Source organism: Janthinobacterium sp. PSPC3-1, assembly GCF_049896105.1.
Classification (GTDB): domain Bacteria; phylum Pseudomonadota; class Gammaproteobacteria; order Burkholderiales; family Burkholderiaceae_D; genus Janthinobacterium.
Genome location: NZ_JAFCTQ010000008.1, coordinates 163,501 through 186,820, shown reverse-complemented (window position 1 = coordinate 186,820; position 23,320 = coordinate 163,501). Strand labels below are relative to the sequence as shown.

At 61.2% G+C, this 23,320-nt stretch carries 25 protein-coding genes; 17 read left to right on the top strand and 8 right to left on the bottom strand.

Annotated elements, in window-relative coordinates:
* Position 1 precedes the first annotated feature (1 nt).
* The 3 genes from ACP7B7_RS11565 to ACP7B7_RS11555 all read right to left on the bottom strand — a co-directional run bounded on the left by ACP7B7_RS11565 (position 2) and on the right by ACP7B7_RS11555 (position 3,081).
* A complete protein-coding gene (locus ACP7B7_RS11565; protein ID WP_308923826.1) occupies positions 2-901 on the bottom strand; it encodes an ABC transporter ATP-binding protein in 900 nt (299 codons plus the stop codon).
* Positions 902-1,100: 199 nt separating this feature from the next.
* Complete coding sequence (locus ACP7B7_RS11560) at positions 1,101-2,297, bottom strand: ABC transporter permease (RefSeq protein ID WP_308923827.1); 1,197 nt, start codon at positions 2,295-2,297, stop codon at positions 1,101-1,103.
* Positions 2,298-2,301: 4 nt separating this feature from the next.
* On the bottom strand, positions 2,302-3,081 hold the full coding sequence (locus tag ACP7B7_RS11555; protein ID WP_308923828.1) for an ATP-binding cassette domain-containing protein: 780 nt from the start codon (positions 3,079-3,081) through the stop codon (positions 2,302-2,304).
* 147 nt (positions 3,082-3,228) lie between these two features.
* Here ACP7B7_RS11555 and ACP7B7_RS11550 point away from each other — a divergent pair, with 147 nt between their 5' ends.
* Positions 3,229-3,669, top strand: a complete 441-nt coding sequence (locus ACP7B7_RS11550) for a hypothetical protein (protein ID WP_308923829.1) — start codon at positions 3,229-3,231, stop codon at positions 3,667-3,669.
* Positions 3,670-3,756: 87 nt separating this feature from the next.
* The gene (coq7, locus tag ACP7B7_RS11545) at positions 3,757-4,401 is read left to right on the top strand and encodes a 2-polyprenyl-3-methyl-6-methoxy-1,4-benzoquinone monooxygenase (RefSeq protein ID WP_426076764.1); all 645 of its coding nucleotides are present in this window, start codon (positions 3,757-3,759) and stop codon (positions 4,399-4,401) included.
* Between the two features lie 118 nt (positions 4,402-4,519).
* On the opposite strand, the gene ACP7B7_RS11540 is transcribed toward coq7, so the two are convergent.
* A complete protein-coding gene (locus ACP7B7_RS11540; protein ID WP_131376562.1) occupies positions 4,520-4,942 on the bottom strand; it encodes an OsmC family protein in 423 nt (140 codons plus the stop codon).
* 237 nt (positions 4,943-5,179) lie between these two features.
* Between ACP7B7_RS11540 and rplM the strand changes: the two genes are divergently transcribed.
* The 4 genes from rplM to erpA all read left to right on the top strand — a co-directional run bounded on the left by rplM (position 5,180) and on the right by erpA (position 7,706).
* The gene (rplM, locus tag ACP7B7_RS11535) at positions 5,180-5,608 is read left to right on the top strand and encodes a 50S ribosomal protein L13 (RefSeq protein WP_010393282.1); all 429 of its coding nucleotides are present in this window, start codon (positions 5,180-5,182) and stop codon (positions 5,606-5,608) included.
* A 9-nt stretch (positions 5,609-5,617) separates the two neighbouring features.
* Entirely contained in the window at positions 5,618-6,010 is a 393-nt protein-coding gene (gene rpsI, locus ACP7B7_RS11530; RefSeq protein WP_010393285.1) for a 30S ribosomal protein S9, read from the top strand.
* A 171-nt stretch (positions 6,011-6,181) separates the two neighbouring features.
* The gene (gene argC, locus ACP7B7_RS11525; RefSeq protein WP_308923830.1) at positions 6,182-7,219 is read left to right on the top strand and encodes an N-acetyl-gamma-glutamyl-phosphate reductase; all 1,038 of its coding nucleotides are present in this window, start codon (positions 6,182-6,184) and stop codon (positions 7,217-7,219) included.
* Between the two features lie 124 nt (positions 7,220-7,343).
* Positions 7,344-7,706, top strand: a complete 363-nt coding sequence (erpA, locus tag ACP7B7_RS11520) for an iron-sulfur cluster insertion protein ErpA (RefSeq protein WP_029496047.1) — start codon at positions 7,344-7,346, stop codon at positions 7,704-7,706.
* A 64-nt stretch (positions 7,707-7,770) separates the two neighbouring features.
* Here the strand turns inward: erpA and ACP7B7_RS11515 are convergent, their stop codons facing one another.
* Both ACP7B7_RS11515 and ACP7B7_RS11510 read right to left on the bottom strand, forming a co-directional pair.
* Positions 7,771-8,862 (bottom strand): anhydro-N-acetylmuramic acid kinase, encoded by a 1,092-nt coding sequence (locus ACP7B7_RS11515; RefSeq protein ID WP_426076755.1) that lies wholly within the window; start codon positions 8,860-8,862, stop codon positions 7,771-7,773.
* Between the two features lie 97 nt (positions 8,863-8,959).
* On the bottom strand, positions 8,960-10,327 hold the full coding sequence (locus tag ACP7B7_RS11510; RefSeq protein ID WP_308923832.1) for a M23 family metallopeptidase: 1,368 nt from the start codon (positions 10,325-10,327) through the stop codon (positions 8,960-8,962).
* A gap of 154 nt (positions 10,328-10,481) precedes the next feature.
* On the opposite strand from ACP7B7_RS11510, the gene tyrS reads away from it, so the two are divergent.
* From tyrS to ACP7B7_RS11455, 11 genes are all read left to right on the top strand, one after another.
* Positions 10,482-11,747, top strand: a complete 1,266-nt coding sequence (gene tyrS, locus ACP7B7_RS11505; RefSeq protein ID WP_308923833.1) for a tyrosine--tRNA ligase — start codon at positions 10,482-10,484, stop codon at positions 11,745-11,747.
* Entirely contained in the window at positions 11,744-12,196 is a 453-nt protein-coding gene (dtd, locus tag ACP7B7_RS11500) for a D-aminoacyl-tRNA deacylase (RefSeq protein ID WP_308923834.1), read from the top strand. Before tyrS ends, dtd begins: the two co-directional genes overlap by 4 nt.
* Before the next feature lie 21 nt (positions 12,197-12,217).
* Positions 12,218-12,859 (top strand): YbhB/YbcL family Raf kinase inhibitor-like protein, encoded by a 642-nt coding sequence (locus ACP7B7_RS11495; RefSeq protein ID WP_308923835.1) that lies wholly within the window; start codon positions 12,218-12,220, stop codon positions 12,857-12,859.
* Positions 12,860-12,862: 3 nt separating this feature from the next.
* Positions 12,863-13,507 (top strand): histidine phosphatase family protein, encoded by a 645-nt coding sequence (locus ACP7B7_RS11490; RefSeq protein WP_308923836.1) that lies wholly within the window; start codon positions 12,863-12,865, stop codon positions 13,505-13,507.
* Between the two features lie 117 nt (positions 13,508-13,624).
* Positions 13,625-14,665: a tRNA dihydrouridine synthase DusB gene (dusB, locus tag ACP7B7_RS11485; RefSeq protein ID WP_426076754.1), complete on the top strand. Its 1,041-nt coding sequence runs from the start codon at positions 13,625-13,627 to the stop codon at positions 14,663-14,665.
* Between the two features lie 107 nt (positions 14,666-14,772).
* Positions 14,773-15,006: a helix-turn-helix domain-containing protein gene (locus ACP7B7_RS11480; RefSeq protein WP_008445162.1), complete on the top strand. Its 234-nt coding sequence runs from the start codon at positions 14,773-14,775 to the stop codon at positions 15,004-15,006.
* Positions 15,007-15,106: 100 nt separating this feature from the next.
* Positions 15,107-16,693: a bifunctional phosphoribosylaminoimidazolecarboxamide formyltransferase/IMP cyclohydrolase gene (purH, locus tag ACP7B7_RS11475; RefSeq protein WP_426076753.1), complete on the top strand. Its 1,587-nt coding sequence runs from the start codon at positions 15,107-15,109 to the stop codon at positions 16,691-16,693.
* A gap of 114 nt (positions 16,694-16,807) precedes the next feature.
* Entirely contained in the window at positions 16,808-17,347 is a 540-nt protein-coding gene (ruvC, locus tag ACP7B7_RS11470) for a crossover junction endodeoxyribonuclease RuvC (protein ID WP_308923839.1), read from the top strand.
* A gap of 43 nt (positions 17,348-17,390) precedes the next feature.
* Positions 17,391-17,969, top strand: coding sequence for a Holliday junction branch migration protein RuvA (gene ruvA, locus ACP7B7_RS11465; protein WP_308923840.1), 579 nt, complete (start codon positions 17,391-17,393; stop codon positions 17,967-17,969).
* A 12-nt stretch (positions 17,970-17,981) separates the two neighbouring features.
* Positions 17,982-19,037, top strand: coding sequence for a Holliday junction branch migration DNA helicase RuvB (ruvB, locus tag ACP7B7_RS11460; RefSeq protein ID WP_426076752.1), 1,056 nt, complete (start codon positions 17,982-17,984; stop codon positions 19,035-19,037).
* Between the two features lie 14 nt (positions 19,038-19,051).
* Positions 19,052-19,513 carry a YaiI/YqxD family protein gene (locus tag ACP7B7_RS11455; protein ID WP_308925653.1) on the top strand — a complete coding sequence of 154 codons (462 nt, stop codon included), beginning with the start codon at positions 19,052-19,054 and terminating at the stop codon, positions 19,511-19,513.
* 6 nt (positions 19,514-19,519) lie between these two features.
* On the opposite strand, the gene ACP7B7_RS11450 is transcribed toward ACP7B7_RS11455, so the two are convergent.
* Both ACP7B7_RS11450 and ACP7B7_RS11445 read right to left on the bottom strand, forming a co-directional pair.
* Positions 19,520-19,966: a DUF2147 domain-containing protein gene (locus ACP7B7_RS11450; RefSeq protein WP_308925654.1), complete on the bottom strand. Its 447-nt coding sequence runs from the start codon at positions 19,964-19,966 to the stop codon at positions 19,520-19,522.
* Positions 19,967-20,124: 158 nt separating this feature from the next.
* The gene (locus tag ACP7B7_RS11445; protein WP_426076751.1) at positions 20,125-22,947 is read right to left on the bottom strand and encodes a valine--tRNA ligase; all 2,823 of its coding nucleotides are present in this window, start codon (positions 22,945-22,947) and stop codon (positions 20,125-20,127) included.
* Between the last annotated feature and the right edge of the window lie 373 nt (positions 22,948-23,320).

Sequence of the window (23,320 nt, the reverse complement as noted above, 5' to 3'; positions counted from 1 at the left end):
CTTACTCCTCGCCGCAGCTGGGGTCGACGCGGTGGCGGCCGGCGATGGTGGCGAAATACAGGTCTTCCAGGTCGCCGATGGCTTCCTCGAAACCGTCGCCCGGATCGTCATCGCTGTAGACATGGATCAGGGTACGGCCCGACAGCAGCCGGGTCGATATCACGGCGTGGCGCTGCTGGAAGCTGGCCAGCTCCTTCTTGTCGACAAAGCGCGCCCAGATCTTGCAGCTGACATCATCGATCAATTCCTGCGTCTTGCCGCACAACAGCACATGGCCCTTGTTGATGATGGCCATGTTGGCGCACAGGTCGGCCACGTCGGACACGATATGGGTCGATAAAATGACGGTCTTGTCTTCGCCGATGTCCGACAACAGGTTGTGGAAGCGCACCCGTTCCTGCGGATCGAGGCCGGCCGTCGGTTCGTCGACGATGATCAGCTTCGGGTCGCCCAGCAGCGCCTGGGCGATGCCGAAGCGCTGGCGCATGCCGCCCGAAAACGTGCCCAGGCGCTGGTGGCGCACATCGAACAGATTGGTTTGCTGCAGCAGGCCGTCGACCACTTCGCGCCGGCGCGTGCGCTGCGACAGGCCCTTTAAATTGGCGAAGTGATCCAGCAGTTCGTAGGCCGTCACTTTCGGATACAGGCCGAAGTCCTGCGGCAGATAGCCGAGCATGCGGCGGATCTCGTCCTTGTCGTCGAGCACGTCGTAGTCGCCGAAGAAGACCGAGCCGGAATCGCACTCCTGCAAGGTGGCCAGGGTGCGCATCAAGGTCGACTTGCCGGCGCCGTTGGGGCCCAGCAAACCGAACATGCCGGGTGGGATCGCCAGCGAAATATCGTCCAGCGCCACGACACCGTTGGCGTAGGTCTTCGACAAGTGACGAATCTGCAATTCCATACAATTCCTTGCTCATGCTGTTAGACGTGCGGCACCCGGCGCCTGGCAGGCGGTCCGGGGCTTTTCCATGATGGCATTGTATTGAATAAAAGACGTGCTGGGCAGTTGCTTGCGATATACGGTATTTTCGCGTGCCCAGAGTGCAATTGGCGGGGTGGAACGGCGGCGCGGCCGTGCCGGCGCGCGCCGCCCGTGAGGATCAGTTGCGGAACAGCACCGCTTCGCGCTTGAACCACCAGCGGCACAGCAGCAGCAGGGCGCCGGCAATCACCGTGGTCGAGGCCAGGATCACGCCGAACATGCTGTAATCCATGGTGCCCTTGACCAGCTCCTTCATGGCCAGCGAGACATTGGTCAACGGCACCATCGCCCACAGCCAGTTCAGTTCCACGCCCGGCAGCATGGCCACCACGATAGGCAAAATGGTCAGCAGCATCAGCGGCGTGATCATGCCGGCCGCTTCCTTGTAGCTCTTGGCGTAGATCGAGATCGACAGCAGCAGCGAGGCGAAGATGGCAGCCGTCGGCACCAGCATCAGGGTCACCATCGCCAGGTCGGGCAAGGTAATGCTGCGCACCATGACGGCCAGGTTGCCTTCCAGCGAGTTGCCGAAGCCCAGCAGCAGGGCGGCCATGCTGCCCACCATCAGCACGGCCGAGGTCATGCCGACCGTAAACAAGACCAGGAACTTGGCCAGCACGATGGCGCCGCGCGGCACCGGTGCCAGCAGCAAGGTTTCCAAGGTGCCCCGTTCCTTTTCGCCGGCGCCCATGTCGATGGCCGGATACATGGCGGCCGTCAGGCACACCATCAGCAGCAGGTAAGGCAGCATGCCGCCGATGATCGCGCCCATCTGTTCGCGCTGGTCGGCGGTGGATTTTTTCTCCAGCAGCACCGGTGCCAGGGCAAACGCCAGTTGTTCGGCATTCAGGTTCAGGGCCGACAGCGACTCCTGGCGCAAGCTGGTGTTGTAGCCGTCGATCACCTCGCGCACGCGCTGCTGCGTCACGTCGACCGTGCTGGCGCTGTTGTAGTGCAAGGTGATGCTCGCTTGCCGCTGCTGCTGCAAGGCGGCATCAAACTGCGGCGGTATCACCACCGCGAACTTGATGCGTTCGTCCGCGATGGCCTGGCGGATCTCGCTTTCATCGGTCAACGGCACCAGGCGCAAATTGGTTTGCTGGCCAAAACGCGCGCTCAGTGCCGGTGCGTGCTGCTGGCCGAACAGGGCGTAGCGCAGCTCGGCCGACTTGGCGTTCTTGAACATATTGCTCGATACATAAGCGAAGCCGCCAAAGATCAGCGGCATGGCGAAGATCGGAATCAGGATGGTGAAGATCAGGGTCTTGCGGTCACGCGTGAGTTCCAGCAATTCCTTCAAATAAATGGTCCACATGCGTTCAAGCTCCCCGGTTGATGACGCCGACAAAGGCGTCGTACAGATCCGCACTGCCGCCCAGGTGGCGCAACTCGTCCACCGTGCCATTGAAGGCGGTCGTGCCATGGTTGATGATGCAGACGCGGTCGCACAGCTTTTCCACCTCGTGCAAATGGTGGGTGGAAAAGATCAGCGGCACGCGCAGCGCCTTGTAGCTGGCGATAAAGTCCAGCAGGATCTTGGCCGACATCACGTCCAGGCCGGTGGTCGGCTCGTCGAGGATCACCACCTGCGGCGCATGCACGACCGTGCGCGCGATCGCGCATTTCTGCTTCATGCCGGTCGACAGCTGGTCGGCGCGCTTGTTGCCGTAATGTTCCATCTGCAGCAGGGCGAACAGTTCATCGCAGCGCTGCTTGAGCTTGTCGGCCGGCATGCCGTGCAGGCGGCCGAAGTATTCGACGTTTTCGCGTGCCGTCAGGCGGCCATACAAGCCGGTCGAACCGGACAGGAAGCCGATGCTCTGGCGCGCCACCAGCGGTTGCTGCAAGACATCGATGCCATTGACGAGGGCGCTGCCCGCGTCCGCCTGCAGGGCGGTCGACAACAGGCGCAAGGTGGTGGTCTTGCCGGCGCCGTTCGGTCCCAGCAAACCCAGCACTTCACCGGGTGCGCAGCTGAAACTGACATCGCGCACGGCGTGAAACCAGCCGTCGTGGTCGCGCGGATCGGGAGCCGACGTGGTTTTGTCTTTCTGTGGCGGCATGCGAAAACGCTTGGCCAGGTGCTTTACCTCTATCATGGGCACATCCATTCTGGGTGGGGGCTTCAGGGTAGCATGCAAAAAAAGTAACTTGCAAGAAGGAAATAGAGAATCGCTATTGAAAAAGGCCGCATCTTCATGCAAGCTGCGCCGATGGGCGCTGCGTGACGGTGCAGGGGGAATGCAATGAGAAACATAGACGAGGCGATGCAGCAGAAAGTGCTGGCCGTGGCGCGCGCCGGCATGACCAGCGCGGAAGCCATCGGCTTCTTTCGCGTCAGCCTTGGACTGTATTACCTGGCCGGCCTGATGACGCAGGAAGAGCTCGATTTCAAGAAGATCGATGCCAAATACAATCGTTTCATTTACCACACGCTCGGTGGTGGCCACAGTATTGCCAGCGTATTGCAATTCATGAGCGGTGAAAAAGTGCTGCGCGTGCTCGAGTCGCCGCGTTTCCTGGCCGCCTTCGCCACCCATTGCCCCGATGTTCCCATCGACAGCATGTTTTTCCTGATTTCCCTGAACCTGGGCGTGGCGAAAAGCCTGTCGGGCCTGGACGCCGTCGGTCCCGTGGTGGACTGGATCGAAAAGGAAAAAGCGCGCACAGGTCAAGCAAGCCAATAAAGCCCGGTCCGCCTGTGGGCCGCACCGGGACGCCTGGCCGTGATCGTCCTATAATCATGTTTTCCCCTAGACATGAGTTCCGTGACGATGACCGCACACCGCTACTTCAATCCCCTGGATCGCCTGATTGTCGATGCCGACAAGGCCTTGCGCGTGATCGCCGGCGTGGCTTCCGCTACACGCCCGACGCCGGCCGCGCAATCGCCCGACGCCACCCTGAGCGCGGCCGAGCAGCGCCACAGCGCAGGCTTGATGCGGGTCAATCACGTGGGGGAAGTGTGCGCGCAAGCCTTGTACAATTCGCAGGCGCGCCACGCGCACAGCCCGGCGGTACGCGAACAGTTCGACGAAGCGGGCCGCGAAGAGGAAGACCACCTGGCCTGGACGGCGCAGCGCGTGCGTGAACTCGGTTCGCGCCTGAGCCTGCTGAACCCGCTGTGGTATGCGGGCTCGTTCGCGCTCGGCACGCTGGCCGCGCGCATGGGCGACGGCCAGAGCCTGGGGTTTGTGGTGGAAACGGAAAAGCAGGTGGAAGCCCACCTGGAAAGCCATCTGGGCGAGTTGCCGCCGCAGGACGCCAAGTCGCGCGCCATCGTGCGCCAGATGCAGCTCGACGAGATCGAGCACGGCGCAGCCGCCCAGCGCCTGGGTGCCACCGTCACCCCGGCGCCGGTCAAGGCGCTGATGGGGGTGATGGGCAAAGTCATGACCAAGACCGCGTATTACGTCTGATGGGCACCTGAGAAAAAGTCCATGGCTGCGTTGCACTGCCTCGCCGTACTATTCGTACTGTCTTCGGCAATGCGCCTTGCCCTGAACATTTTTCAGGCGCCCGACACGCCTTGGCAGATCACTCTTCGATGATTTCGAACGAGTGGGTAATTTCGGCCGTCTTGGCCAGCATGATCGATGCCGAGCAATACTTGTCGTGCGACAGCGCCACGGCGCGTTCCACCGCGGTCGGTTTCAGCGACTTGCCGCGTACGGTAAAGTGGAAGTGGATCTTGGTAAAGACCTTCGGATCGGTCTCGGCGCGGTCGGCCTTGAGCGTCACTTCGCAGCCACTGACGGCTTCGCGGCCCCGTTTCAGGATCAGCACCACGTCATAGGCGGTGCAGCCGCCCGTGCCCAATAACACCATTTCCATCGGCCGCGGCGCCAGGTTGTGGCCGCCGCCGTCCGGCGCGCCATCCATCGTCACCAGGTGGCCGGAGCCGGTTTCTGCCCGAAAACTCATGCCCGACGGGCCATTCCAGCTAACTTTGCATTCCATCGTACTTCTCCGAAAATTGTAGGCGTTTTGTATTGTAATAGAGGAATGACTGTCCATGTTTGGCCGGCCGAGGCGCAACCGGCCGTGATTGCGGCGTTGATTGTCGCTTGACCGGGCAGGGCAAAGCCGCTTATACTTGTCGGCTTTCCGTTCGCTCAGGAAAAGTAAATAAGGCAGAGTCCGCGCATTTACCAGGCGGAACCACCATTTGAGCGTGTAATCTATTAGGAAGTCAACATGAAAACATTTTCCGCTAAAGGACATGAAGTCCAGCGCGATTGGTTCGTGGTTGACGCGACGGACAAAGTCCTCGGACGTGTTGCCAGCGAAGTGGCACTCCGACTGCGCGGCAAACACAAACCAGAATTTACTCCTCACGTCGATACCGGCGACTTTATCGTCGTCATCAACGCAGGCAAACTGCGTGTGACCGGTACCAAAGCTACTGAGAAAATTTACTACCGTCACTCTGGCTATCCAGGCGGCATCTACGAAACCAACTTCCAGAAAATGCAACAGCGTTTTCCAGGTCGCGCGCTTGAGAAAGCGGTCAAAGGCATGCTGCCTAAAGGCCCACTCGGCTACGCAATGATCAAGAAGCTGAAAGTGTACGCGGAAGGTTCCCATCCGCACGCAGCTCAGCAACCTAAAGCACTTGTTCTCTAAGGAACTGACATGATCGGTAATTACAATTATGGAACCGGCCGTCGCAAGAGTGCAGTGGCTCGCGTTTTTATCAAAGTTGGCACAGGCTTGATCGTTGTTAACGGCAAACCAGCAAACGAATACTTCTCGCGCGAAACCGGTCTGATGGTTATCCGTCAACCACTGGAGCTGACCGGCAATGTCGAGCGTTTCGACATCAAAGTCAACGTCCATGGCGGCGGTGAATCGGGCCAGGCTGGTGCAGTTCGTCACGGCATCACCCGCGCTCTGATCGACTACGATGCAGCGTTGAAACCGGAACTGGCAAAAGCCGGCTTCGTGACCCGCGATGCACGTGAAGTCGAGCGTAAAAAAGTTGGTCTGCGCAAAGCACGTCGCGCAAAACAATTCTCGAAGCGTTAATTTCTACGCTACAGCGTCTTCGGGCGCTGTCTCAAAAGCCGCCGGCCTTCAAGCTGGCGGCTTTTTGCATTTCTGCGTGCTGCGCCATTGCGCTGTAAAATACGCGCAAAACCGCGCAGGCTTGCGGTATCTCCCCTGATTTATCTTATTTTATTTACTCAAGGAAAAAACATGATCAAAGTTGGCATCGTCGGCGGCACTGGCTACACTGGCGTGGAATTGCTGCGCCTGCTGGCAACCCATCCGGACGTCGAGTTGACGGCGATTACCTCGCGCAAGGAAGATGGCTTGCCGGTCGCCGACATGTATCCTTCCCTGCGTGGCCACGTGAAACTGGCGTTTTCCTCGCCCGACAAGGCCAACCTCGAACAATGCGACGTGGTGTTCTTCGCCACCCCGCACGGCGTGGCGATGGCGCAAGCACCAGCGCTGCTGGCCGCCGGCGTGAAAGTGATCGACCTCGCCGCCGACTTCCGCCTGAAGGACCAGGCCAAGTTCGAGCAGTGGTACAAGATCCCGCATACGGCGCCCGAGCTGATAGCCCAGGCCGTGTATGGCTTGCCGGAACTGAACCGCGAAGACATCAAGCAGGCCACGCTGATCGCCAATCCCGGTTGCTACCCGACCACCATGCAGCTGGGCTTTTATCCACTGCTGAAAGCCGGCCTGGTCAATGCCGGCAGCCTGATCGCCGACTGCAAGTCGGGCGTGTCGGGCGCCGGCCGCAAAGCCGAGATCGGCATCCTGTTCTCGGAAAGCAGCGACAGCTTCAAGGCCTATGGCGTGGCCGGTCACCGCCACCTGCCGGAAACCACCGCCCAGCTGCAGCGCTTTACGGATGACAAAGTGGCGCTGACGTTTACGCCGCACCTGGTGCCGATGATACGCGGCATGCATTCGACCCTGTATGCGCAGCTGAACAAGGATGTCAGCAATGAAGAGCTGCAAGCCTTGTTTGAAGAGCAATACAAGGATGAGGCATTTGTCGACGTGATGCCGTTCGGCTCGCATCCGGAAACCCGTTCCACGCGCGGCTCGAACATGCTGCGCCTGGCGCTGCACCGTCCTGAAGGCGGCAATACCGTGATCGTGCTGGTGGTGCAGGACAACCTGGTCAAGGGTGCATCGGGCCAGGCCGTGCAATGCATGAATCTGATGTTTGGCCTGAAGGAAACGGCTGGCCTGCAGCATATCGCGCTGCTGCCGTAAGCCTTGCGGGGCACGCCCCCGGACTGTGAGCAATAACAACGCTGTGGCCGTTGAAAAAAGGGCGGCCACAGCGCGACTTGCGCCAACAGTCTATAATGAACGCATGTTTTCTGAGGAGTATGAAATGAATGCTGTCGCCGAAATGCAAGATGTGATCCCATCGCCTATCATCTTTACCGATAGCGCCGCTGAAAAAGTCGCGCAGCTGATCGAGGAAGAAGGCAATCCCGACCTGAAATTGCGCGTGTTCGTGCAGGGTGGCGGTTGCTCCGGCTTCCAGTACGGTTTCACCTTCGACGAAATCGTCAATGAAGATGACACCACCATGGTCAAGAACGGCGTCCAGCTGTTGATCGATTCCATGAGCTACCAGTATCTGGTCGGCGCGGAAATCGACTACAAGGATGACCTGGAAGGCGCGCAGTTCGTGATCAAGAATCCGACAGCCACCTCGACCTGCGGTTGCGGTTCCTCGTTCTCGGTATAAAGTAGTTTCGCCGGAATGAAAAAATAGCGGATCATTGATCCGCTATTTGTGTTTGTGCTGCCGTTCAATGCGGATACAAGGCACCCAGTACCCGTAAGCCCCTGGCTCCCGTCACCGCCGGCAGATTGCCCGGTTTCCTCTGTGTAAAACGCCAGGCCAGCCAGGCAAATGCCAGCGCCTCGACCTGGTTCGGCGCCACGCCCAGTGCCTGCGTCGATGTCACCGCCATGCCCGGCAATTCTTTTGCCAGCGCCGCCATCAGGCTGGCGTTATACGCGCCACCGCCACACACATAGACCGTATCGGCCTGTGCGCCGTCGCGCAAGATCGCCTGCGCCAGGCTGGCGGCCGTCAATTGCGTCAGGGTCGCCTGCACATCGACCGGCAAGGCATCCGGATAGGCAGCCAGCTTGCCGGCCAGCCAGTCGGCATGAAACAGGTCGCGGCCCGTGCTTTTCGGCGCCGGCAGGGCAAAATACGGCTCATTCAACAACTCCGACAGCAGGGCGGGGATGACCTTGCCGCTGGCGGCCCAGGCGCCGTCCGCGTCATAGGGCTGGCCCTGGTGGTGCAAGATCCAGCCATCCATCAGGGCGTTGCCCGGTCCGCTATCGTAGCCGGTCACCGTGCCGTCGGCCTGCAGCACGCTGATATTGCTGATGCCGCCGATATTGGCCACCACCCGCGTCTGGCCCGGCGCATTGAACAGCGCCTGGTGAAACGCGGGCACCAGGGGCGCGCCCTGGCCGCCGGCGGCCACGTCGCGGCTGCGCAGGTCGGCGATGACGTCGATGCCGGACAGCTCGGCCAGCAGGGCCGGATTGTTCAGCTGGCGCGTAAAACCCAGTTCGGGGCGGTGGCGGATGGTCTGGCCATGCGCGCCGATGGCGGCCACGGCGTCCGGGCCGATGCCGGCCTGGGCCAGCAGGCTGCCGACGCAATCGGCGTAGTGGCGCACCAGCGCGTTGGCGGCCAGCGCCTCGCGTTCGATTTCATTGTGGCCGGGCGCTTGCAGGGCCATCAGGTCGGCGCGCAGGCTGGCGGGAAACGCCACATAGGCGTCACCCAGGCTGCGCACGCCATCCTGCGAGAAGTCGACCAGGGCGCCGTCGACGCCATCGAGGCTGGTGCCGGACATCAGACCGATATACAACATGCTGTTTTCCTGTCTTGAGTGAGTGCCTGAATAAAACAAAGGCACCGGCCATCGGAATGGGCGGTGCCTTTGCCTGTTGCCCGAAGGCATGCGGTGCTTAACGCGAAGCGAGCGCCGTATCGGCAGGACGCAACAGGGTGAAGCGGTGCATCATGTCGGCCGACACCATGCGGAAGCGCGACAGTTCGGCGGCCGTCAGCGGCGCCTGTGCTTGCACGTTCAGCTTGCTTGGGTCTTGCGCCACGCCGCCCACGCGGAATTCGTAGTGCAGGTGGGCGCCGGTCGACCAGCCGGTGGTGCCGACGTAGCCGATGACATCGCCCTGGCTGACTTTCTGGCCTTTTTTCAGGCCCGAAGCGAAGCGGCTCATGTGCGCATAGGCGGTGCTGTAGTTGGCCCAGTGCTTCAGGACCACCACATTGCCGTAGCCGTTTTGCGAACCGACCGTATCGACCACGCCGTCGCCCGAAGCGCGGATCGGGGTGCCGGTGGCGGCCGCGAAATCGATGCCTTTATGGGCTTTCCAGTTGCCGGAAATCGGGTGCACGCGCATCGAGAAACCGGACGAGATACGGGAGAATTCGAGTGGGGATTTGAGGAAGGCTTTTTTGAGGGACTTGCCGTCGAAGCTGTAGTAACCGCCGCCTTGCTTGCTGGCCGGGTCTTCGAACCACACGGACTGGAACGTCTTGCCGCGGTTGGTGAATTCACCGGCCAGGATGCGTCCCGCTCGGACAAATTCGCCGTCTTGCCAGAAGGTTTCATAGACCACGTTGAACGAGTCGCCGCGTTTCACGTCGGAACGGAAGTCGATATTGGTCGAGAACATTTCAACGATCTGCTTGGAGATCGCGTCTGGCAGGCGGGTGCCGTCCAGGCTGGAATCGGTGGCGGCAAACAGGGTCGAGGTGATCTTGCGCGCATGCATTTCCACACGGCGTTCCAGCTGCGCGGCCACTTCCGTGGCAACGAACTTGTCGCCCTTGCGGGTGATCAGGATATTTCTGGCCGAGGTGCCGGTGTCATCAACGAGAGTGGCGCGCAGCCAGTTCAGTTCGCCGTTTTCGGACGTTTGCGCTTGCACGCGCTTGCCCGTTTTCAGCATCATCACGCGGCGCGCGACCTTGTCGGTCTTGATGAAGTTGCTGGCCACCGCATCATCGACGCCGAGGCGTATCAGCATGGCGGACAGCGTATCGCCCGGACGGACCTTTTCTTCGTGGGTGAAGTTCTGGTCTACCTGTTCCAGCGCGGTGATTTGCGAGGACAGATCAGGCATTTCCAGGTTTTCCGCGATCGAACGGACCGGCAGGTCCGACGCATCGGGCGCCATCGGAGAGACCGCCACAGCGCCAAAAGCGACCACGGTCAGCAGCACTGCGGACGCGCCGACGATGCGTGCTTTGCGAGTGGTCGCGAGCTGGGTGTACAAGCGTGAGCCTGTGATTTTATGTATAGGGTTCATGCAATCAGTTAAAATTTGCCCTTGAACGATTCGTGAACTGCTACTCTTTTTTATTGTTATTTTGGTTCGTTTTCATACGGCAAGATTGATGGGATCGGGCATTATACCAAACTCTGCAAACCTACTACCATTTTGAGATCTACAGCAAAAATTTATGGAAATCAACACCACCGCATCGCCTGCCAAGGCTAACGCAGCTCAGACGCCGCTCGTGCTGTCGGACAGAGTACAAGAAGCGCTCGCAATTACCAAGCGTGGCGTCGACGAACTCTTGATCGAAAGCGAATTTGCGCAAAAATTAGCCCGCTCCGAACAAACTGGTGTGCCGCTGCGTATCAAGCTGGGCCTGGACCCGACCGCGCCGGACTTGCACCTGGGCCATACCGTGGTGCTGAACAAGATGCGCCAGCTGCAGAACCTCGGCCACCAGGTGATTTTCCTGATCGGCGATTTCACTTCCATGATCGGCGATCCGTCGGGCCGCAATGTCACGCGCCCGCCGCTGACGAAAGAACAGATCGAGATTAACGCGATGACGTATTTCGCGCAAGCATCTTTAGTGCTCGACGCCAGCAAAACGGAAATCCGCTATAACTCGGAATGGTGCGATCCGCTGGGCGCGCGCGGCATCATCCAGCTCGCTTCCCACTACACGGTGGCGCGCATGATCGAACGCGACGACTTCACGAAACGCTTCCAGGGCGGCGTGCCGATTTCCGTGCATGAATTCCTGTACCCGCTGATGCAGGGCTACGATTCGGTGGCCTTGAAATCGGATCTGGAACTGGGCGGCACCGACCAGAAGTTCAACCTGCTGGTGGGCCGCGAACTGCAGAAGCAATATGGCCAGGAGCAGCAGTGCATCCTGACCATGCCGTTGCTGGAAGGTCTGGACGGCGTGGAAAAAATGTCCAAGTCGAAAAACAATTACATCGGCATCACGGAACCGGCCAACACCATGTTCGCCAAGCTGATGAGCATTTCCGACGTCATGATGTGGCGCTACTACGAGCTGCTGTCGTGGCGTTCGATCGCCGAACTGGCGCAACTGAAGAGCGAAGTCGAGGGCGGCCGCAATCCGCGCGACGCCAAGGTGGCCCTGGCGCAGGAGATCGTCGCCCGCTTCCACTCGCAGCAGGCGGCCGAGGAAGCGCTGGCCGATTTCGTCAACCGTTCGAAGGGCGGCATCCCGGACGATATTGCGGAAGTGACGCTGGCCGGCGCGCCGCTGGCGATCGCCCAGTTGCTCAAGCAAACGGGTCTGTGCCCATCGGTATCGGAAGCAACCCGCATGATCGACCAGGGCGGCGTGCGCATCGATGGCACAGTGATCAGCGACAAGGCCTTGAAAGTCGAGGCCGGTGTGTTCGTGTTGCAAGTGGGCAAGCGCAAATTTGCGCGCGTCACCCTGAGCGCATGATCGCGCTGCTGCAACGGGTGACCCGCGCCAGGGTGGAAGTCGATGGCGCCACCATCGGCGCCATCGACGCCGGCCTGATGGTGCTGGTGTGTGCCGAGCGCGGCGACACCGAGAAGGAGGCGGACGCCTTGCTGGCCAAGCTGCTGGGCTACCGCGTGTTCGCCGACGAGGCCGGCAAGATGAACCGCAGCGTGACCGATGTGGCCGGCGGCTTGCTGCTGGTGCCGCAGTTCACCCTGGCGGCCGATACCAAGTCCGGCACGCGTCCGTCGTTCACCCCGGCCGCCAGCCCGCAGGACGGTTTGCGCCTGTTCAGCCATTTCGTGGAGCAGGCGCGCAGCCGCCATGCCAGCGTGCAGACGGGGCAGTTCGGCGCCGACATGCAGGTGTCGCTGACGAATGACGGACCGGTCACGTTCTGGCTGCAAGTCGATCCGAAACCGCAGTAAGCGAGTAGATAAGGAGCAGCGATGAGATTGTGGAGCGACACCTTTCGTGACGGCGGCCTGCTGCCGGCCGGGTACGCGTTTGCCGAGATCGACCCGGTCAGCCGCGTGCGCCTGGCGGCCAACCACAATCCCCATCTGGCCTGGGATGAGGTGCCCAATGGCACCGAGTCGCTGGCCCTGTTCTGCATCGACGGCGACGCACCGCAGGACGCCAGCCTGGCCAACCGCGCCGGTCAAACGCTGCCGCTGGCCAGTGCGCGCGGCGATTTTTTTCACTGGAGCTTGCTCGACATTCCGCTGGCCATGCGCAGCATTGCTGCCGGCCAGTTCTCCAGCGCCGTGACGGCGCGTGGCAAGCCTGCCGCCAGCGGGCCCGGCCATCTGCGCCAGGGTCTCAACGACTACACCGGCTGGTTTGCCGGCGACCCCGACATGGCGGGCGACTATTACGGCTATGATGGCCCGTGTCCGCCGTGGAACGACGAGCGGCTGCACCATTATCTGTTCCGCCTGTACGCGCTCGACGTGCCGCGCCTGGCGCTGGCCGAGCGCTTTACGGGGCGCCAGGCGCTGGACGCCGTTTACGGCCATATCCTCGATGAGGCCCGGCTCGTCGTTGCCTACTCGCTCAATCCCGCGCTGGCACTTACTTTGAAGAAATAACGCATGAGCACCACGATACTATTGATACGCCATGGCGAAACGCCGTGGAACGCCGAGCGCCGCCTGCAGGGGCATATCGACATTCCCCTGAACGACGTTGGCCTGCGGCAAGCCGCGGCCGTGGGCCAGGCGCTGGCCGGCGAGCCGCTGGCCGCCGTCCTGGCCAGCGACTTGCAGCGCGCGCGCCAGACGGCGCAGGCCGTGGCCGATTTGCATGCGCTGCCGGTGCAGGCCGACCCGCTGCTGCGCGAGCGTTGCTATGGCGCGTTCGAAGGCTTGCTGTATGCCGATATCGCGGCGCAGTACCCGCACGAATATGCGCAATGGCAAGCGCGCCAGATCGACGCCGTGATGCCGTCCGGCGAGCGCCAGGCCGAGAGTTTCCGCCAGTTTTATGCGCGCGCCAATGCGGCCATCGCGCGCTGGGCCCGGCAATATGACGGCCAGACCATCGCCATCGTCGCCCACGGCGGCGTGCTCGAGTGCGCTTACCGCGAGGCGGTCGGCATGACGCTCGACAGCCCGCGCGATTTCCAGGTCAGGAATGCCAGCGTGAATCGTTTTTCCTATGCCGACGGCAAGTTGCATTTAGTGCACTGGGGAAACATCGAACACCTGGCGGCGCCCGCCATGGACGAGCTGGGCTAATGGCCACTTTCGCCGCCACCGGCGCACTGGCGCACTGGGCGTTAAAAAATAGTGCTTATTAATTAGGCAGGGAATCGGTTAAAATAGCAGGTTCCTCCGTCCATTCCAGGTTCTTCAGTGCAAATCGGCCCTTACATTCTGCGCAACAACGTTTTCGTCGCCCCCATGGCTGGCGTGACGGACCGGCCATTTCGCCAGTTGTGCAAACAGCTGGGCGCCGGCTATGCCGTCTCGGAAATGGCGGCCTCGAATCCGCGACTATGGGCGACCGAGAAAAGTTCGCGCCGTACCGATCACGCGGGCGAAATGGAGCCGAAAGCCGTGCAGATCGCGGGCGCCGATCCGCAGGACCTGGCCGATTGCGCCAAATTCAATGTGGACCGTGGCGCGCAGATCATCGACATCAATATGGGTTGCCCCGTGAAAAAAGTCTGCAACAGCTGGTGCGGTTCGGCCCTGCTGCAGAACGAAAGCCTGGTCGAAAAGATCCTGCATGCGGTGGTGAATGCCGTCGACGTGCCCGTCACCCTGAAATTTCGCACGGGCTGGAACCGCGAAAACAGGAACGCCTTGCGCATCGCCCGCATCGCCGAGCAGGCCGGCATCCAGATGCTGACCCTGCACGGCCGCACGCGCGCCGACGGCTACAAGGGCGAGGCCGAGTATGAAACCATTGCCGCCGTGAAAGCGTCGGTCGCCATCCCGGTGGTCGCCAATGGCGACATCACCAGCCCGCAAAAGGCCCGCTATGTGCTGGACCAGACGGGGGCGGACGCCGTCATGATCGGCCGCGCGGCGCAGGGCCGGCCGTGGATCTGCCGCGAGATCGACCATTTTTTGCGTACCGGTACTTTATTGCCGGCGCCGTATGTGGACGAAGTGCGCAGCCTGATGGACGAGCATTTGCGCGCCCATTACGCGTTTTACGGGGAATTTCTCGGCGTGCGCACGGCGCGCAAGCATATCGGCTGGTACGTGAAAGACCTGGAAGGCGGCGAGGAGTTTCGCCAGCAAATGAATTTGCTGGAATCGACGGACGCGCAATTGCTGGCCGTCGACCAATTTTTCGAGTCGCAATGGAAGTTTGGCGAACGGTTACAATACCGCCTCTCCGAAGATAGCGACAGCGGCCTGATAGAAGTGGCCGCAGCAACATAAAGAACAAGGGTGGTATCGGTGTGCGTCTGATTTACGCGTTTGCGCGACAGTCATCCGTACACCCCATAGCGCCTTGATAAATCAATTAGCCGGTTGAAGCATAAAAAATGAGCAAAGAAAGCATACAGGAAGTCGTTCAGAAAAGTCTGGAAGATTATTTCAATGACCTGGGCGAGCAGCAAGCGTCGAATATCTATGACATGGTCGTGCTGACCGTCGAAAAGCCCATCCTGGAAGTCGTGATGACACGCGCCGATGGCAACCAGTCGCATGCCGCGCAAATGCTGGGCATTAACCGCAATACCTTGCGCAAGAAGTTGCAGGAGCACGGTTTGTTGTAATGCCGGCTCGCAAGTGACGCCAAGCTTTGAATCCGCCGCGGTCCGGTACTGACACCGGGCTGCGCATTCGCCAAGAACACTTAACCACCTAGCCACAGCCATGATCAAACAAGCTCTCCTTTCCGTTTCCGACAAGACCGGCGTCCTCGATTTCGCGCGCGCCCTGTCTGCCCTCGGCGTCAACCTGCTGTCGACCGGCGGCACCGCCAAATTGCTGGCCGATAACGGTGTGCCCGTCACGGAAGTGGCCGACTACACGGGTTTTCCCGAGATGCTCGATGGCCGCGTGAAGACCTTGCACCCGAAAGTGCATGGCGGCATCCTGGCGCGCCGTGATTTCCCCGAGCACATGTCCAAGCTGGTGGAACACGACATGCCGACCATCGACATGGTGGTGGTCAACCTGTACCCGTTCCAGGGCACCGTGGCCAAGGCCGACTGCACCCTGGAAGACGCGATCGAGAACATCGACATCGGCGGCCCGACCATGCTGCGTTCGGCGGCCAAGAACCACAAGGACGTGATCGTCATCTGCGATCCGAGCGACTACGAGGTGGTGCTGGCCGAAATGCGAGCGGCCGACGGCAAGGCAGGCGAAGTGAGCTACGACACCAAGTTCATGCTGGCCAAAAAAGTGTTTGCGCATACGGCGCAATACGATGGCGCCATCACCAATTACCTGACCAGCCTGGGCCCGACCAAGGTGCACGCCGAGCGCGGCGCCTATCCGCAAACCCTGAACGTGGCGTTTGAAAAAGTGCAGGACATGCGCTACGGCGAAAACCCGCACCAGAGCGCCGCCTTCTACCGCGACCTGGTGGTCACCGACGGCGCACTGGCGAACTATCGCCAGCTGCAAGGCAAGGAATTGTCGTACAACAATATCGCCGATGCCGACGCGGCCTGGGAATGCGTGAAGAGCCTGGGCGGCTTCGAGCAAAGCGCCGCCTGTGTCATCGTGAAACACGCCAATCCATGCGGCGTGGCGCTGGGCGCGAACGCGGCCGAAGCGTATGCGCGCGCGCTGCAGACCGATCCGACCTCGGCGTTTGGCGGCATCATCGCCTTCAATACCGAACTGGACGGCGCCACCGCCGGCGAAATCGCCAAATTGTTCGTCGAAGTGCTGATCGCGCCATCGTTCTCCGCCGAAGCGAAACAGATCCTGTCGAGCAAGCAAAACGTGCGCATGCTGGAAATCCCGCTGGGCAATGGTGTCAACGCGATGGACTTCAAGCGCGTCGGTGGCGGTCTGCTGGTGCAGTCGCCCGATGCGAAAAACGTCGCCATGGGCGACCTGCGCGTGGTGTCCAAGCTGAAACCGACGCCACAGCAGCTGGCTGACCTGATGTTCGCCTGGAAAGTGGCAAAATTCGTCAAATCGAACGCCATCGTTTTCTGCGGCAACAACATGACGCTGGGCGTGGGCGCCGGCCAGATGAGCCGTATCGACTCGGCCCGCATCGCCTCGATCAAGGCGCAGAACGCCGGCCTGTCGCTGGCCGGTTCGGTGGTGGCGTCGGACGCCTTCTTCCCGTTCCGCGACGGCCTGGACGTGGTGGTCGACGCGGGCGCGACCTGCGTGATCCATCCGGGTGGCTCGATGCGCGACCAGGAAGTGATCGATGCGGCCGATGAGCGCGGCGTGGTGATGCTGTACACGGGCACGCGTCATTTCCGTCATTGATCGGCATGTCGGATTACGCGTTCCGCTAATCCGACCTACCGCCCGTGGCGGTTGAACATTTAACGGCAGGCTCCGGTATCACCGGGCCTGCCGTATTCATTATAGAATCTGGCGATGATTATTCTTGGCATCGATCCTGGCTTGCGCACCACCGGCTTCGGGGTCATCGAAAAACACGGCAGCAAGCTGCGCTATATTGCTTCGGGCACAGTCAAGACGGCGTCCGAAGGGGCGTTGCCGCCGCGCCTGAAGATCATTCTGCAGGGCGTGTCGGAAATCGTCGCCACCTACCGGCCCGACTGCGCGGCCATCGAAAAAGTCTTTGTCAACGTCAATCCGCAATCGACCTTGCTGCTGGGCCAGGCCCGTGGCGCGGCCATTTGCGCGCTGGTCAATGCCGACCTCGAGGTGGCCGAATACACGGCGCTGCAGCTGAAACAGGCCGTCACCGGTCACGGCAAGGCGGCCAAGGAGCAGGTGCAGGAGATGGTGGCGCGCTTGCTGTCCTTGCCCGGCCTTCCCGGCAGCGATGCGGCCGATGCGCTGGGCGTGGCCATCTGTCACGCGAATAGCGTCGATGCGCTGGCCATGATCGGCGCGCTGGCGCCGCAGCTGCAGGGCTTGCGCATGAAGCGCGGCCGCCTGGTCGGCTAGGGCATACTCGGGCATACTTTGAATTTAACATTAGGAACACGCGATGATAGGCCGTCTCTCCGGTATTTTGCTTGAAAAGAATCCGCCACAATTGCTGGTCGATTGCCAGGGCGTCGGCTATGAAGTCGATGTGCCGATGAGCACGTTTTACAATCTGCCGCACGTGGGTGAAAAAGTCGTGCTGTTCACGCACCAGGCGATCCGCGAAGACGCGCACCTGCTGTTCGGCTTTGGCAATGCGGCCGAGCGCGCCGTGTTCCGCCAGCTGATCAAGATCACCGGCGTCGGCGCGCGCATGGCCCTGGCCATCCTGTCCGGCATGACGATCGCCGACCTGGCGCAGGCGATTACCTTGCAGGACTCCGGCCGCCTGGTCAGGGTGCCGGGCATCGGCAAGAAGACGGCCGAACGCCTGTTGCTGGAACTGAAGGGCAAGATCGGCGCCGATCTCGGCCCGCTGGGTGCGCACGCGGCCCCGGACGCGCAATCCGATATCCTCAACGCGCTGATGGCGCTCGGCTATTCGGACAAGGAAGCGATGGCGGCCGTGAAAAACGTGCCGGCCAGCAGCGGCGTGTCGGACGGCATCAAACTGGCGCTCAAGGCGCTGTCGAAAGGCTAACGGGAACACGGCATGAGCATCCAGACCGATATCTTCACGGAACAGCGCATCATCGATGCGGCGCCCATCTCGCACAATGAAGAGGCGATCGAACGGGCCTTGCGGCCCAAGCAGCTCGACGAGTACGTGGGCCAGGAAAAGATCCGCGACCAGCTGGAAATCTTTATTACTGCCGCGCGCCAGCGCAAGGAAGCGCTCGATCATACTCTGCTGTTCGGCCCGCCGGGCCTGGGCAAGACCACGCTGGCGCACATTATCGCGCGCGAGATGGGCGTCAACCTGCGCCAGACTTCCGGCCCGGTGCTGGAGCGTCCGGGCGACCTGGCGGCGATACTGACGAACCTTGAAGCGAACGACGTGCTGTTCATCGACGAGATCCACCGCCTGTCGCCGGTGGTCGAAGAGATACTGTATCCGGCGCTGGAAGACTACCAGATCGACATCATGATCGGCGAAGGCCCGGCCGCCCGCTCCGTGAAACTCGACCTGCAGCCGTTTACCCTGGTCGGCGCCACCACGCGTGCCGGGATGCTGACCAATCCGCTGCGCGACCGCTTCGGCATCGTCGCCCGCCTGGAGTTCTACAACACAAGCGAACTGACCAAGATCGTCACGCGCAGCGCGGCGCTCTTGAAAGCGCCGATCGACCCGGACGGCGCGCACGAGATCGCCCAGCGCGCGCGCGGCACGCCCCGCATCGCCAACCGGCTGTTGCGCCGCGTACGCGACTTTGCCGAAGTGAAAAGCAATGGCGAGATCACCAAGGTGGTGGCCGACCGCGCGCTGGCCATGCTCGATGTCGACTCGGTCGGCTTCGACGTGATGGACCGCAAGTTGCTCGAAGCCGTGCTGTTCAAGTTCGGCGGCGGTCCGGTCGGCATCGGCAATCTGGCGGCGGCCATCGGCGAAGCGGCCGATACCATCGAAGACGTGCTGGAGCCGTACCTGATCCAGCAGGGATTCCTGCAGCGCACGCCGCGCGGACGGGTTGCCACGCCGGCCGCCTATCTGCACTTCGGCGTCAGCGCGCCGCGCATCAGCCCCAACGGCGAAGCGTGGGCGCTGTGACGGACAAGGCAGGCATGCAGATCTGGGTCGACGCCGACGCCTGCCCGGTGGTGATCAAGGAGATTCTGTACCGCGTGGCCGACCGGCTGGAACTGCCCGTCACCCTGGTCGCCAACCAGGGCCTGCGGGTGCCGCCGTCGCGCTTTGTCCGCACGGTGCAAGTGCCGTCCGGCGCCGACGTGGCCGACCAGGAAATCGTACGCTTGCTCAATCCTGGCGACCTGGTGGTGACCGGCGACATTCCGCTGGCGTCGGATGTGCTGAAGAAGGGCGGCTACGCGCTCAATCCGCGCGGCGAGTTCTATACGAATGACAATATCGCCCAGCAACTGAGCATGCGCGCCTTTATGGAAGAGCTGCGCAGTGGCGGTGTCGACACGGGCGGCCCGGCCGCGTTCAACCAGGGTGACCGGCAAAGTTTTGCCAATAGCCTGGACCGGCATTTGCAGAAACATCATCGCAAGCCGGTCGGATAGAATGCCTTATTCTTCGCGCAGCCAAGTTTGCGTGCGGCCCAGCATCGGTACGCCCTTGTAGGCGCGCATGCTGATTTTTTTTCCGCCATCCGAGACGCTCAACTTGCTCTTATAGACCGTGCCACTTTTAGGATCGACGATTTCACCACCGGTAAATTCATTGCCATCTTTTTTCAAGCCAGTCAGGATGACCATGCCGATGATCGGCTGATCCTTGCGCGCGCCGTCGCATTTTTCGCATTTCGGAGCCGGGTCTTCGCTGGGCTCGCGAAACAGCTTTTCAATCTGGCCTTGCAACACACCATTGTTTTCCGTAATGCGTATCAGCGCTTTCGGCTTGCCTGTTTCATCATCGATGTTTTTCCACAGGCCGACCGGCGTTGCATCGTCGGCAAAGGCGAGGGCAGGGGCAACACACAACATGGCGCTGATGGCCAGTGCAGCAAATTTCATGATAAGTCTCCTGATTGGTTTTTGTCTGACGAGTGTAGCAAATAAATGACCGGTCGTACTATTTCCATTCAAATTAATCATCGCGCGTCACGCCGCCATCGTACCGGCAAAAAAAAACCGCTCGGATGAGCGGCTTTTCCAGGCAACCACTGTACTGCTTATGCGGTCGGCAATTTGGCAAATTGCTCGCGCATCTTGTCGAGTGTGGCGGAAAAATTCGCGACGCGGGCTTTTTCCTGTGCCACGACTTCAGCAGGCGCGCGTGCCACAAAACTTTCGTTCGACAGCTTGCCGTTGGCTTTGTTGATCTCGCCTTCGATGCGTGTCATTTCCTTGCCCAGGCGCTCGCGTTCGGCCGCCACGTCAATCTCCACTTTCAGCATCAGCTTGGTGGTGCCAACGATGGCGACGGCAGCTGGCGAATCCGGTAGCGCATCGACGATCTGCACTTCGGCCAGCTTGCCCAGCGACTGGATATACGGCGCGTAGGTGGCCAGCGTGGCCTTGTCGGTGGCGTTGCCCGCTTCGACGATCAGCGGCACGCGCACCGATGGCGAGATCTGCATTTCGCCGCGCAGGTTGCGCGTCGCGTCCGTCAGCGCTTTCAATTGCTGCATCCACGCTTCGGCCGCTTCGTCGATCTTGCTGGTGTCGGCGATCGGATATGGCTGCATCATGATCGAATCGCCTTCGGCTTTCAGCGTCTTGCCGGCCAGCGGCGCGACGGTCTGCCACAAGGCTTCCGTCACGAACGGAATGATCGGATGGGCCAGGCGCAGCACCACTTCCAGCACGCGCAGCAGGGTGTGGCGGGTGGCGCGCTGCTGGCCTTCCGTGCCTTGCTGTACTTGGACCTTGGCCACTTCCAGGTACCAGTCGCAATACTCGTCCCAGACGAACTTGTAGATGGTGGCGGCGATATTGTCGAAGCGGAAGTCTTCAAAACCCTTGGCCACGTCCAGCTCGGCTTTTTGCAGCAGCGAAATGATCCACTTGTCGGCCTGCGACAGGTCGGCGTCATTTGGACGGTCCGCCGGTGCGGTGCAATCCTTGCCTTCCGTATTCATCATCACGAAACGGGTGGCGTTCCACATCTTGTTGCAGAAGTTGCGGTAGCCTTCGCAGCGGCCCAGGTCGAAATTGATGTTGCGGCCCAGCGATGCATAGCTGGCCATGGTAAAGCGCACGGCGTCGGTGCCGTAGGCGGAAATGCCGTCCGGGAATTCCTTGCGCGTGGCCTTGGTGATTTTTTCCGCGTCGCGCGGGTTCATCAGGCCGGTGGTGCGCTTGACGATCAGGCCGTCCAGGTCGATGCCGTCGATCAGGTCGATCGGGTCCAGGGTGTTGCCTTTCGACTTGGACATTTTTTGCCCGGTCGAATCGCGCACCAGGCCGTGCACGTAGACGGTTTCAAACGGCACCTTGCCGGTGAAGTGCGCCGTCATCATGACCATGCGCGCCACCCAGAAGAAGATGATGTCGAAACCGGTGACCAGCACCGACGACGGCAAAAAGGCCTTCATGTCCGGCGTTTCTTCCGGCCAGCCCATGGTCGAGAACGGCACCAGGGCGGACGAGAACCACGTGTCGAGCACGTCGTCGTCGCGTTTCAACGGACCCGTGCTGCCGGCGGCCTGCGCCTTGGCCTGTGCTTCGGCTTCGGTTTTTGCGACAAAGATATTGCCGGCCTCGTCATACCAGGCCGGGATCTGGTGGCCCCACCACAGCTGGCGCGAGATGCACCAGTCCTGGATGTTGTTCAGCCACTGGTTGTAGGTGGTGCTCCAGTTTTCCGGCACGAACTTGATTTCGCCGTTGGCGACTTTTTCCAGCGCCGTCTCGGCGATCGATTTGCCAGGGAAGAAAGTGCCTTCCGGCGCCGGTTTGCTCATGGCGACAAACCACTGGTCGGTCAGCATCGGTTCGATCACGACGCCCGTGCGGTCGCCGCGCGGCACCATCAGCTTGTGCGGCTTGACCTGTTCCAGCAGGCCCAGCGTGTCCAGGTCGGCGACGATCTGCTTGCGCGCGGCAAAGCGGTCCAGGCCGCGATAGGCTTCCGGCGCATCGTCGGTGATTTTCGCGTCCAGCGTCAGGATGACGATCTGCGCCAGCTTGTGGCGCTGGCCGACGGCGTAATCGTTCATGTCGTGCGCGGGGGTGATCTTCACGCAGCCGGTGCCGAATTCCTTGTCGACATATTCGTCGGCGATGATCGGAATTTCGCGGTCGGTCAGCGGGAGCTTGAGCATCTTGCCGACCAGCGCCATGTAGCGCTCGTCGGTCGGGTCGACCGCCACCGCCACGTCGCCCAGCATGGTTTCAGGACGGGTGGTGGCCACTGTCAGGAAGCCGCTGCCATCAAGCAGTGGGTACTTGATGTACCACATCGAGCCGTCTTCTTCTTCCGACACCACTTCCAGGTCCGACACGGCCGTGCCCAGCACCGGGTCCCAGTTGACCAGGCGCTTGCCGCGGTAGATCAGGCCTTGTTCGAACAGGCGCACGAAGACGTCGGTGACGACTTTCGAGCGCGGCTCGTCCATCGTGAAGTATTCGCGCTGCCAGTCGGCCGAAGCGCCCAGGCGGCGCATCTGGCCGGTGATGATGGAACCCGATTTTTCTTTCCACTCCCACACTTTTTCCACGAATTTCTCGCGGCCCAGGTCATGGCGCGAAATCTTTTGCGCGTCCAGCTGGCGCTGCACCACGATCTGGGTGGCGATGCCGGCGTGGTCGGTGCCGGGAATCCAGGCCGTGTTGTGGCCCAGCATGCGGTGGTAGCGCGTCAGGCCATCCATGATGGTCTGGTTGAAGGCATGGCCCATGTGCAGGGTGCCGGTCACGTTCGGCGGCGGCAACTGGATGCTGAAGGAAGGTTTTCCGGCATCGAGGGTGGCGGTAAAGTAACCGCGCTGCTCCCACTCGGTGCGCCAGAATTGTTCAATGTCGGCGGGCTCGAAAGACTTGGCTAATTCCATGATTTGGCGTGTGTTTGGCAAAAGGAATCATTATAGATGACACGGCAACGGCTGCGCCGTGGCCAGCCCTGTTTTTCAGCATTCTGGCGGCTTTGCGGGCCGCCAGCCGGCAGGCGTGCGGGGGTAAAAGTTGCGCCAGTGCTATAATGTCGGCCTTGTCGCCTCTTGCAATCACTTGCGGACGGCGCCAGCGGCCGCAGTTTTATCCAACTCACGGCCATGCCAGCGCATCAGCGATGCCGGCAACTTTTCAGTGCGTCCCCTGCGGGCCGGGCGCCTGAGCCACGCGCACCGCCAGCGGTGCACCATTCACGGCGGAATTCCCGCGGCCGGCAGCATTGCAGGCCGTGTCCGCCACAGCTTTGCCAGGAGT